We start from the raw sequence: 12280 nt of genomic DNA on the forward strand, positions 1-12280 counted from the left end.
GCGTCCAACGGCGGCAGTCTGGTGGCGGAGATGGAGTCTCGCGGTCTCGGGGCGTCAGCCCTTGCCGGGGGCGGGGAGGCGCGCGGCGTCCTTACGGTGATGGAGCCACAGCACTCCCAGGGGCGGGAGCGTGAAGACGGCGTGACCGTTCTCGTCGGCGTGCACCACTCCGAGGTTTCCGACGCCGGAGCCGCCGTACGCGGCGGCGTCCGTGTTCAGGATCTCCTGCCACACGCCGTGCTCGGGAAGGGTCAGCTCGAAGCCTGAGATCGGTGCGCCGGAGAAGTTGCACACCACCGCGATGGTGTTGCCGTGCCAGTCCCGGCGTGCGAAGGCGAGCACGTTCGGGTTCCACGACGGGGCGCCGAGCCGCGTGAAGGCCGCTCCATCGGAGTCGCGGGACCACAGCGGCGCCTGCTCGACGTAGACCCGGTTCAGCACCGCGACGAAGTCGTGCAGTTGCGCGTGCGACGGCTGCTCCAGGGTCCACCAGTCGAGGCTCCGCGCCTCCGCCCACTCCGACATCTGGCCGAATTCCTGACCCATGAACAGCAGCTGCTTGCCCGGATGACCCCACATGTAGGCGAGGAACGCCCGCATGTTCGCGAGCTTCTGCCAGTGATCGCCCGGCATGCGGCCGAACAGGCTTCCCTTGCCGTGCACGACCTCGTCGTGGCTGATGGGGAGGATGAACTTCTCGCTGAACGCGTAGACGAACGAGAACGACAGTTCGCCCTCGTGGTGGCTACGGTGAAGCGGGTCGCGTGCGATGTATTGCAGCGAGTCGTTCATCCAGCCCATGTTCCACTTCATGCCGAAGCCCAGGCCCGCGGCGTCGGTGGAGGCGGTGACCCCGGGGAAGCTCGTGGATTCCTCGGCAATGATGGCGATGCCGGGGTACCGCTTATAGGCGGTCCCGTTCACCTCCTTGAGGAACCGGATCGCCTCGAGGTTCTCCCGGCCGCCGTACTGGTTCGGTACCCATTCGCCGTCCTGGCGCGAGTAGTCGAGATACAGCATCGAGGCCACCGCATCCACGCGCAGGCCGTCGACGTGGAACTCTTCCAGCCAGTAGAGCGCGTTCGCGACGAGGAAGTTGCGCACCTCGTTGCGCCCGTAGTCGAAGATGAGCGTGCCCCAGTCCTTGTGCTCGCCACGGCGGGGGTCGGGGTGCTCGTACAGGGGTTCGCCATCGAAGCGGGCGAGCGCGAACGCGTCCTTGGGAAAGTGGCCGGGGACCCAGTCCATGATCACGCCGATGCCGGCCTGGTGGAGTCGGTCGATGAGGTATCGCAGATCGTCGGGCTCGCCGAACCGGCTCGTGGGGGCGTAGTACCCGGTGACCTGGTATCCCCAGGAGCCGCCGAAGGGGTGCTCCGCCAGCGGGAGGAACTCCACGTGCGTGAAGCCCTGCGCGGTCACGTACTCGACGAGCGGATCGGCCGCGTCGCGGTAGGAGAGCCCGGGGCGCCAGGAGGCCAGATGGATCTCGTAGATCGACATCGGTGAGGACAGCGGCGAGGTACGCGCCCGCTTGGTCATCCATGTGTCGTCCTGCCACGTGTACGAGGAGTCGGTGACGATGGATGCGGTCGCCGGCGGCTTCTCGGCATACCGGGCCATCGGGTCGGCCTTCTGGATCCACTCGCCGCGGCGAGTGAGGATCTCGAACTTGTACGCGTCGCCGGCGGCCATGCCGGGGACGAACAGCTCCCACACGCCGCTGCCGCCCATGGAACGCATGGCATGCCCGCGGCCATCCCATCCGTTCACGTCTCCCACGACCCTGACGGCGCGCGCGTCCGGCGCCCACACCGCGAAGGCCACGCCGGGAGAGCCGTCGAGTGTGCGTACGTGCGAGCCGAGTACGCGCCACAGCTCCTCGTGGCGCCCTTCCCCGATGAGATAGAGGTCCACCTCGCCGATGGTCGGGACATGACGGTAAGGGTCGTCGGCGGTGTACTCGCTGCCGTCGTCGTAGGTCGCCGTCACGGTGTAGTCCTGCGGCTGACGGGGAGTCACCGCTTCCCAGATGCCCGCGCGGAGGTGCTCGAAGCGCGCAGCGGTGCCCCCGGTGAGGTTCGCGGTCACCGTGGTCGCCAGCGGGCGGCGGATGCGGATGACCCACGTCCCGTCGTCGGCGGGGTGCACCCCGAGCACGGCGTGCGGATCGTGGTGGTTTCCGGCGGCGACGGCGTCGAGGATGCCGTCGTCGAGGTGTTGACCGGTCATCGGATCTCCTTCACGTGCAAGATGTGCACCGGCTCGGTGAAGGCGTCCAGCCGCACGTAGTTGCGATCGGTCCACGTCCACACCGCGCCGGTGACGAGGTCTTCGACCTCGTACGGCGTGCCCGGCTCGACACCCCAGACGGTCGTGTCGAGGAACACCGTCGTCTCCCGGATGGAGTGAGGGTCGACGTTGGCCACCACGATGATCGTGTCTGCCACGCCCGTCGGTGAGAGCGCGGCGTCGAGGTGCTTGGAGTACACGAGGATGGCGTCATCCCCGCTCCAGTGGAGGGACAGGTTCCGCAGTTGCCCGAGCGCGGGGTGCGAGCGACGGGCGGCGTTCAGCATCCGCAGGTACGGCGCCAGCGACTCGCCGCGCTCCTCAGCGCCCTCCCAATCCCGGATCTTGTACTCGTACTTCTCGTTGTCGATGTTCTCCTCGGACCCGGGCCGCGCCACGTTCTCGAAGAGTTCGTACCCGGCGTAGACGCCGTAGGTCGGCGCCGCGGTGGCGGCGAGGGCAGCGCGCACCTTGTAGGCGGCACGACCGCCGAACTGCAGGTACTCGCTGAGGATGTCGGGGGTGTTCACGAACAGGTTCGGCCGCAGGAAGTCATCCGTCTCGGTCGCGAGCGACGTGAAGAACTCCGCCAGCTCCTCCTTCGTGTTGCGCCACGTGAAGTAGGTGTAACTCTGCTGGAATCCCGCCATCCCCAGGCCCCGCAGAGGGGCAGGGCGCGTGAAGGCTTCGGCGAGGAAGACGACGTCCGGATGCTCCGCATTGACGGTGGCGATGAGCCATTCCCAGAACTGGAGGGGCTTGGTGTGCGGGTTGTCGACGCGGAAGATCTGCACGCCCTGGGCGATCCAGTGCCGGACGATCCGGATGACCTCCGCCCGGATGCCCTCCGGGTCGTTGTCGAAATTGACGGGATAGATGTCCTGGTACTTCTTCGGCGGATTCTCCGCATAGGCGATCGAGCCGTCCGGGAGGGTCGTGAACCACTCGGGATGCTCCGTGACCCACGGGTGGTCGGGGGAGGCCTGAAGGGCGAGGTCCAGGGCGACTTCGATGCCGTCCGCCCGTGCCGCCCGCACGAACGTGCGGAAATCCGCCAGCGTGCCGAGATCAGGGTGAACGGCGTCGTGACCGCCCGCGGCGGACCCGATCGCCCAGGGTGAACCGGGATCGCCCGCCTGCGGATCGAGCGTGTTGTTGCGGCCCTTGCGGTTCGTCTCCCCGATGGGGTGGATGGGCGGCAGGTACAGCACGTCGAAGCCCATCGCCGCGACGGCGGGCAACCGCCGCGCGGCGGTGCGGAACGTGCCCGACGTGATCGTGCCGTCCTTGGCCTGGCGGGCGCCTTCGGAACGGGGGAAGAACTCGTACCAGGACCCGACACCGGCTCGCCGTCGCTCGACGAGCACTTCGAGCTCGTCTCCGGCCGACCCCAGGCTCGCGAGGGGGCGTTCGGCGAAGTAACCGGCGATCGTCGGATCCGTCACGATCGCCAACGCGGCTTCGTCGGAGAGCGCGGCATCCCGCAACGTGGTCGCCGCAGCCTGGAGGGTGACACGCTCGGCCCGGGGGCGGTTCTTTTCCGCGGCAGCGCGATCGAACAGCAGGGCACCTGCTTCGCGCATGAGGGCGGGGTCCACACCGGCGGCGATCTTCACTTCGGCGGCGTGCTGCCACGTGGCGAAGTCATCCGCGAACGTCTCGAACCGGAATCGCCAGATCCCCTGCTCGAGCAGCACCACGAGTGTCGACCAGCGGTCCAGGCCGTCGTTGAGGGAGGAGAGACGGTGCAGCGACTCGTCCCCGGAGGGGGAGAAGAGCCGCACGTGCACGCCGATGAGGTCGTGCCCCTCGCGGAAGGCCGTGACCGTGAACGGTACGGCCTCTTCGACGTATGCCGAGGGGCGGAAACGTCCGCCCGGCACGGAGGGGCGCGGCGCAACCATCGGGATGCGGGGCGTCACGGTCTCGGAGTCGGTGTTGGCTGCGGGGCGAACGGGGATCGTCGTGCCGCTGCGCCAGGGACGGGAGATGGGAGATCGCGTCGGAGGAGCCACGATCCGAACCTACCTTGGCGGCCGCGACCGGCACACAAGGACACCGGCGGTTGACAAGCCGCGCGTCGTTGGATCACTCCCCGCGAGAGCGCGCATCACTCCACGCGGAAGAGGTGCATCGAGGTGTCGGTCATGGTCAGGGTGCCCCCTGGCGCGAACTGCGCGCCCGCCTCGAGCGGGCGCTCGTCCGCGCTTGACCAGAGCGACACGAACCGTTCGGCGCCGGCGATCACGGGGAGAGTCACCTCGACGGGCGACTCGTTGCCGTGGATGACCAGCAGGATGCGGTTGAACGCCTCACGCTCGGGCGTCGATGCGGCGACGTACTGCAGCGTCCGGTGGGCGGGGTTGGTCCACCGCTCGGTCGACATCGTCTCGCCGTGCTCGTCGTACCACTCCATGACGGAGGCCGAGGGGGTGTGCTCGCCGAGCCGTGCGAAGCGGCTGGGGCGGAGTGCCGGGTTCTCGCGCCGCACCTCGAGGAGCCGTCGGACGTGTGCGGACAGGTCCTGCTGCCACGGGGCGTGCTCCCACGCCAACCAGGTGAGGGGCGAGTCGTGGCAATAGGCGTTGTTGTTTCCGCGCTGGGTGCGCCCGAACTCGTCGCCGGCGGTCAGCATTGGAACTCCCGCCGAGAGGAGCACCGTGCCGAGGAGGTTGCGCATCGCCTTTCGGCGGGCGGCCAGGATCCGCTCGTCATCGGTGCGCCCCTCGATCCCGTGATTGAACGACCGGTTCGTGTCGGCGCCGTCTCGGCCCTGCTCGCCGTTGCCGAGGTTGTGCTTGACGTCGTACGAGACGAGGTCGTGCAGGGTGAACCCGTCGTGCGCGGTGACGAAGTTGATGCTGGCGAGGGGGCCGCGCTCGACGCTGAAGGTGTTGGACGAGCCCGCCAGCCGGGTGGCGAAACCGCCGATCCCGGTCGGTGACGTGTCGGCGCGGCGCGCGTAGTCGACGTCGCTCAGCCAGAAGTTCCGCACCCGGTCGCGGTACCGGTCGTTCCACTCGTGCCATCCGGCGCCGAAGTTACCGGTCTGCCATCCGCCCATTCCGACGTCCCACGGCTCGGCGATCTTCTTCACGCCCGCCAGCGCCGGATCGTCGATGATGGCCCGGAGCAGGGGATGGTCCGGGGTGAAAGTGTGTGCGGCGTCGCGGCCGAGTGTTGCGGCCAGATCGAACCGGAACCCGTCGATCTGCACGTCGTTCGCCCAATACCGCAGCGAATCCAGGATCAGGCGTGCTGCGCCGTCCGTCGCGGTGTTCACCGCGTTGCCGCATCCGGTGACGTCGATATAACCCCCGTCCTCGGTCTGCCGGTAGTACGACCGATTGTCCAGGCCCCGAAGGCTGGATCGCGGGCCGCCGACCCCCTCTTCTGCGGTGTGGTTGTAGACGACATCGAGGATGACTTCGAGTCCTGCCTCGTGCAGCAGCTTGACCATCCCCTTGAACTCCCGCAGCACCGCCTCGGGCCCGTTCCGCTGGTTCTCGACGGTCGCGTAGGACGCGTGGGGTGTGAAGAAATTGAGGGGGTTGTAGCCCCAGTAGTTGGTGAGCCCGAGCTGCAGCAGGCGCGGTTCGGTCGTGAACGCGTGCACGGGAAGCAGCTCGACCGCCGTGATGCCCAGACCCACCAGGTACTCGATCATCGCGGGGTGCGCCAGGCCCGCGTAGGTGCCGTGCAGAGCGGGAGGCACCCCGGGGTGCCGCTTGGTGAGCCCCTTGACGTGGCCTTCATAGATCACGGTGCGATCAAGAGGGACGCCGGGCTTCGCGACGCCGCCCCAGTCGAACCCGCCGTCGACCACCACGGCGCGGTGGTCGCCGAAGCCGCCGGTGACGATCCCGCGGGCGTACGGGTCGAGCAGCAGGCTCTCCCGGTTGAAGGTGTCCTGCGGGCCGACGGGACCGTCGGCGCGCACCGCGTACCGCGCCCCCGGGCGCAGCAATTCGGTCGTCACCGTCCATACGCCGCCGCCGGCCGAGGACATCGCCAATGTCGCCACCGCCCAGTCGAGGTCGGTGTCATCGAAGACGACGAGCTCCATCGCGTCGGCGTGCGCCGACCAGACGCGCAACGTTCCGCCGTCCGGCCCCTGCGTGACGCCGAGGCCGTCGAGGGAAGGGCTGAGGAGGCCTGCGGTGGCGGGAAGCACGAAAGGGGATGCGGGTCGCGCCATGGATCTACAGTAGTTAGGCCGTAGGTCAGGCGCGTTACGGCGGGAGGTGGCGATGTCGGTGTATCTCGATCACGCCGCAACGACGCCGCTGCGTGAGGAGGCGCGCGACGCCTGGCTCGCCGCCGCATCCATCGGGGGCAATGCCTCGTCGATCCACGGCGGCGGGCAGGCCGCGCGTCGTTTGCTGGAGGAGGCGCGTGAGCGCCTGGCGGCGGTCCTCCACACGGACCCTGTCGAGGTGGTGTTCACCTCCGGGGGCACGGAGTCGATCAACACGGCTCTGAAGGGCCTGTGGTGGGCGCGGGGCGACCGGCCCGACCGCATCGCCGTCCCCGCGGGCGAGCACCATGCCACGCTGGACACCGTCGCCTGGCTCGTCGAGAGCGAGGGCGCGCGGGTGGAGCCGGTGGCACTGGATGCGGTGGGCCGCATCGACCCGGAAGCCTTCGGTGCAGCCGCCGGCCGGTCGGCTCTCGCAACGGCGATCGTGGCGAACAACGAGGTCGGCACGGTGCAGGATGCCGCGGCGCTGGCCGCCGCCTCCGCCTCTGCCGCCGTTCCGTTGCACCTGGACGCCGTCTCGGCCTTCGGCCACGTGCCGATCGACGTCGCCGCCTGGCGCGGGGACGCGCCGCCGGGGGTGGGCCTGGTCGCGCTGAGCCTCTCCGCGCACAAGGTGGGTGGACCGGTCGGGGTGGGAGCGCTCGTGGTGTCGCGCTCCGCGCGGCTGGGTGCCCTCGTCCACGGCGGGGGCCAGCAGCGGGCGCTGCGGGCGGGGACGCAGGACGTCGCCGGCGCAATCGCCTTCGCCGTCGCCGCCGAACGGGCCGAAGCCGAGCGCGAGGCGGAGGCCACGCGACTGTCGGGGCTCCGCGATGCGCTGGTGGCGGGCATCCGCGCTCGCGTGCCCGGGGCAGAGCTGCTGGGCGATCCGGTGCGGCGGTTGCCGGGCAATGCCCACGTGCTGTTCCCGGATGCGGCGGGGGAGACGCTCCTCTTCCTCCTCGACCAGGCGGGCATCGCCGTGTCGACCGGTTCGGCGTGCCAGGCCGGCGTCCCCGAGCCGTCGCACGTCGTGCTGGCCCTCGGCCGCACGGATCGGGAGGCGCGGTCCGTGCTGCGCCTCACCCTTGGCCGTACCTCGACGGAGGCCGACGTGGAGGCGTTCCTCGCGGCGCTCCCGGAGGCCCACGCGCGGGCGGCGGCTGCCGCATCCCGAGCAGCCCGCCGCTGATCCGGCGCCCCGCGGTCCGTCGCCGCACGGCGGGCGGGAGTGGGGTGGGGTGGGGCGCGTGGCTTCGTGGGTCCGTGGCTTCGCAGGGGCCGGTCCGGGCGCGAGCGGTTGGGGAGGAGATGTGCACTGGGGAGGGCTGTTTGTGCCGGATTCGCCCTCCCGAATGGTCATCTCCTCCCTAGCTGTACGCGGCCGCTGTGCGGCGTGGCTTCGTGGTTGCGGGCGCCGGTCCCGCGGCGAGCCGCTAGGGAGGAGATGTGCACTGGGAGGGCGGATTGTGCCGGATTCGCCCTCCGAACGTTCATCTCCTCCCAGGCTGCACGCGGAACCCCCGCCCCACGCCCGCGCAGCCCGGGCCGCCGCCGCGCGCCGCCCGCCGCCCGCGCCGCCCGCCCCACACCGGCCCCGCCCATCCACCTTCCCCACGCCGCCCACAGGAAGGCGCTCGTAGACTGAGGGAATGCGTATTCTGGCGGCGATGAGTGGTGGCGTCGACTCTGCCGTCGCGGCTGCGCGGGCCGTGGAGGCGGGACACGACGTCGTCGGCGTGCATCTGGCCCTCTCCCGCGCCGGGGGGACCCTTCGTGCCGGCAGCCGAGGATGCTGCACGATCGAGGATGCGATGGATGCGCGCCGCGCGGCCGACCGCCTCGGCATCCCCTTCTACGTGTGGGACTTCTCCGAGCGCTTCCGCGAAGACGTGATCGACGATTTCATCGCGGAGTACAGCGCGGGTCGCACACCCAATCCCTGCATGCGGTGCAACGAGCACATCAAGTTCGCCGCGCTCCTGGAGCGGGCGCTCGAGCTCGGTTTCGACGCCGTCTGCACGGGGCATTACGCCGCTCTGGTCGACGGACCCGACGGCCGCGAATTGCACCGGGCGTCGGATGCGGCGAAGGACCAGTCCTACGTCCTGGGCGTCCTGACGGCCGAGCAGCTCGCGCACACCTACTTCCCGCTCGGTGACACGCCGTCCAAGGCGCTCGTGCGCGCCGAGGCCGAGGCGCGCGGCCTGACGGTCGCCCAGAAGCCCGACAGCCACGACATCTGCTTCATCCCCGACGGCGACACGCGCGGATGGCTCGCCGAGAAGGTGGGCGCCGAACAGGGCTCCATCGTCGATCGCACCGGCGCGGTCGTGGGTTCGCACGAGGGCGCCCACGCCTACACCGTCGGCCAGCGGCGCGGGCTGCAGCTGGGCACGCCCGCTCCGGACGGCAAGCCCCGTTTCGTGCTCGAGGTCCGTCCGGTGAGCAACACGGTCGTCGTAGGGCCGAAGGAGGCGCTGGCGACGGCGGAGGTCGCCGGCAGCCGGTACACGTGGGCGGGCCGCCCGCCCCGCGAGGGCGCCTTCACGTGCCATGTCCAGATCCGGGCGCACGCCGATCCCGTGCCCGCACGGGCGACGTGGGCCGACGGCACCCTGGCGGTGACGCCCGACGAGCCGTTCGACGGCGTGGCACCCGGGCAGACCGCGGTGCTGTACGACGGCACCCGCGTGATCGGTCAGTTCACGATCGACCGCACGGTTTCGGCGGTACCGGTTCCCGCGTAGGTGTCCACCCCTCCGGCCGCGTCGGAGGTCATCCCTAAACTGACCGGGTGGTGAACGGCGACGAACTTCCCGATCTGACCCTCGAGCAGGCGCGCGCGGAATCGGGCGATCTCATCTCCCGCATCCTCCAGGCGCGCGACGCGTATTACGGCGACGACGCCGAGATCGTCGACGACGCCACCTATGACGAGTGGATGCGGCGGCTCGACGCCATCGAACGCCTCTACCCGGAGCTTCAGGGGCAGGACAGCCCGACGCAGTCGGTGGGGGCCGCGTCGGGGACGCTGTTCGCTCCCGTGGAGCATGCCGAACGGATGCTCAGCCTGGACAACGTCTTCAGCGACGAGGAGTTCCTGGCGTGGGCGACCCGGGTCGAGCGTGATGCCGGCCGGCGGGTGGACTACCTGTGCGAGCTCAAGATCGACGGCCTGGCCCTGTCGCTGCGCTACCAGCGCGGCCGGCTCGTGTCGGCGGCCACCCGCGGGGACGGCCGCGTGGGGGAGGACGTGACCGAGACCGTTCGGGCCATCCGCGGCATCCCGCAACGCCTGAAGGGCACGGGGCACCCCGACCTCGTCGAGGTGCGCGGTGAGGTGTTCTTCAACGTGGCCGACTTCGAATCCCTCAACGCGTACCAGGAGTCCGTGGGCGATCGGATCTTCGCGAACCCGCGGAACGCGGCATCCGGCTCCCTCCGCCAGAAGACGGAAGGGAAGAACGAGCGTCAACTGCAGGCGATGCACGAGCGCCTGTCGCGGTTGCGCATGACGGTGCACGGGATCGGCGCGTGGCCGAACCCGCCGGTGAACTCGCAGAGCGCGGTGTACCGCCTGCTGGCGGAGTGGGGACTCCCCACGAGCGACTACTTCCGCGTGGTGACCTCCGCCGCGGAGGCCGACGAGTACATCCGCCACTACGGTGCGCACCGCCACGACGTCGAGCACGAGATCGACGGGGTCGTCGTCAAGGTGGATGACCTCGCACTCCACGACGAGCTCGGCGCGACCAGCCGCGCGCCGCGCTGGGCCATCGCCTACAAGTACCCGCCGGAGCAGGTCAACACCAAGCTCCTCGACATTGTGGTGTCCGTGGGGCGGACAGGACGGGCCACGCCCTTCGCCGTCATGGAGCCCGCCCGCGTCGCCGGGAGTGTCGTGCGTCAGGCGACGCTCCACAACCAGGAGGTCGTCAAGGCCAAGGGTGTGCTGATCGGCGACACGGTGGTGCTGCGCAAGGCCGGAGACGTCATCCCCGAAGTCCTCGGTCCCGTGGTGGAACTTCGCGACGGCACCGAGCGCGCTTTCGTCATGCCGGCGGAGTGCCCGGAATGCGGGTTCCCCCTCGCCCCGGCCAAGGCCGGCGACATCGACCTGCGCTGCCCGAACACGCGCGCCTGCCCCGCCCAGGTGCGCGGAAGGGTGGAGCACATCGGGTCGCGCGGTGCGCTGGACATCGAGGGTCTCGGTGAGGTGTCGGCCGCAGCGCTCACCCAGCCGGTGCGGCCGGAACAGCCGCCGCTGGACACCGAAGCCGGACTGTTCGATCTGCGCCCTGAAGACCTCTTCCCGATCGACGTCGTCGTCCGCGATGCCGAGACCGGGCTGCCACGGCTGCTCGAGGACGGCGCGCCCGACACCCGGTCGCCCTTCCGCCGTCAGCGCAAGAAGACCGACCCCGCGTTCGATCCGGACGGGCCGTTCGACGGCGACGCGGGCTTCGTGTTGTCCAAGTCGGCTCAGGAGCTCCTCGCGAACATCGAGGCGGCGAAGACCAAGGAGCTGTGGAGATTCCTGGTCGCCCTGAACATCCGTCATGTGGGGCCGGTCGCCGCGCGCGCCCTCGCCCAGTGGTTCGGATCCGTCGACGCGATCCGCGCAGCATCCCGGGATGAGCTCGCTGCGGTGGAAGGCGTCGGCGGCATCATCGCCGACGCCCTGACGGACTGGTTCGAGGTCGAGTGGCACCGCGAGATCGTGGAGCGGTGGACGGCCGCAGGGGCACAGCTGTGGACCCCCGGCCACCCCGGCCCCGGGGCGGCCACTACCGAGGGCGGGGTCCTGGAGGGACTGACGATCGTGGCGACCGGGTCGCTCGAGGGCTACACCCGCGAGGGGGCGCAGGAGGCGATCCTCCGCGCCGGCGGGAAGGCCGCATCCAGCGTGTCCAAGAAGACCGACTTCGTCGCCGCCGGTCCGGGAGCGGGCTCCAAGCTCGGCAAGGCGGAGGAGCTGGGGCTGCGCATCATCGATGCCGCGCAATTCCACGTCCTCGTCACGGAGGGTCCGGCGGCGCTGGACGCCGGATGATGCGCCGCAGTTTCCGGTAGATCGGCGGGCCGGGTCCGGCAGACCGCGGGCATCCGGAACCGTCGCTGAGACGCCGGTCTCAGTCCGTCCTCATGTTGCGGTATGCGGGGAGGAAGACGAGGAGGGCGGTGAGGGTGGTCGCCAGGGTGAGCACGGGAAGTGCGGGTTCGGTGAACCAGGGCGAGTATTCGGCATTCGTTCCCATTCCCATGACCACCCAGGCTCCGAAAGTGCCGAGGATGAGGAGCACAGCGAAGGTGAGGGGGGCCACCGCCGCCCGTCCCCGAAGCGGCCGGCGGGCGATCATCGGCACGGTGAGGATCGCGCCGATGATCACGATCACGAGCACAGTGAAGGCGCCGCCGAACAGCGCACCGCCACGGTCGAGCTCGCCCGACTCGTCGGGAGCGAAGAGGCTGAAGATCAGGCCGAACAGGTTCGCCGTCTCGTCATCCTCGGATACCTCCGTGGTGACGAAAGGGAGGAAGAGCGCGAGCACCAACAGGGTCTCGATCAGGATGATCGGGAGGACGAGCAGGATCGACTCGAGGGCGCTGACTCGCTGTTCCAGCGATCGGCGAGCCGCCTCGTTCGCGACGTCCTCGGACGTGTCGTGTGTCATGGTGCGCCTTTTCTCTGGTTGCGGGCGAGGGGAATGACCGGCACGAGCGTGTCCGCGAGATCCTACAAGC

7 protein-coding genes are annotated in these 12280 nt (G+C 69.9%); 3 read left to right on the forward strand and 4 right to left on the reverse strand.

Features of this window, described 5'->3' with window-relative positions; all coding sequences use genetic code 11:
- Positions 1–54 precede the first annotated feature (54 nt).
- From glgB to glgX, 3 genes are all read right to left on the reverse strand, one after another.
- Positions 55–2232 (reverse strand): 1,4-alpha-glucan branching protein GlgB, encoded by a 2178-nt coding sequence (gene glgB, locus AC4FS1_RS03000; protein WP_491152518.1) that lies wholly within the window; start codon positions 2230–2232, stop codon positions 55–57.
- Positions 2229–4196, reverse strand: coding sequence for an alpha-1,4-glucan--maltose-1-phosphate maltosyltransferase (locus AC4FS1_RS03005; protein ID WP_491155632.1), 1968 nt, complete (start codon positions 4194–4196; stop codon positions 2229–2231). The genes glgB and AC4FS1_RS03005 overlap by 4 nt, the downstream gene beginning before the upstream one ends.
- 206 nt (positions 4197–4402) lie before the next feature.
- Positions 4403–6490, reverse strand: coding sequence for a glycogen debranching protein GlgX (gene glgX / locus AC4FS1_RS03010; RefSeq protein ID WP_491152520.1), 2088 nt, complete (start codon positions 6488–6490; stop codon positions 4403–4405).
- A 52-nt stretch (positions 6491–6542) separates the two neighbouring features.
- Between glgX and AC4FS1_RS03015 the strand changes: the two genes are divergently transcribed.
- From AC4FS1_RS03015 to ligA, 3 genes are all read left to right on the forward strand, one after another.
- The gene (locus tag AC4FS1_RS03015) at positions 6543–7724 is read left to right on the forward strand and encodes a cysteine desulfurase family protein (RefSeq protein WP_491152522.1); all 1182 of its coding nucleotides are present in this window, start codon (positions 6543–6545) and stop codon (positions 7722–7724) included.
- 460 nt (positions 7725–8184) lie between these two features.
- Positions 8185–9282 carry a tRNA 2-thiouridine(34) synthase MnmA gene (gene mnmA / locus AC4FS1_RS03020; RefSeq protein ID WP_491152524.1) on the forward strand — a complete coding sequence of 366 codons (1098 nt, stop codon included), beginning with the start codon at positions 8185–8187 and terminating at the stop codon, positions 9280–9282.
- Between the two features lie 50 nt (positions 9283–9332).
- A complete protein-coding gene (gene ligA, locus AC4FS1_RS03025; protein WP_491155633.1) occupies positions 9333–11588 on the forward strand; it encodes an NAD-dependent DNA ligase LigA in 2256 nt (751 codons plus the stop codon).
- A gap of 79 nt (positions 11589–11667) precedes the next feature.
- Here the strand turns inward: ligA and AC4FS1_RS03030 are convergent, their stop codons facing one another.
- Positions 11668–12210 (reverse strand): hypothetical protein, encoded by a 543-nt coding sequence (locus AC4FS1_RS03030; protein ID WP_491152526.1) that lies wholly within the window; start codon positions 12208–12210, stop codon positions 11668–11670.
- Between the last annotated feature and the right edge of the window lie 70 nt (positions 12211–12280).

Source organism: Microbacterium sp. Z12_35 (assembly GCF_058310475.1).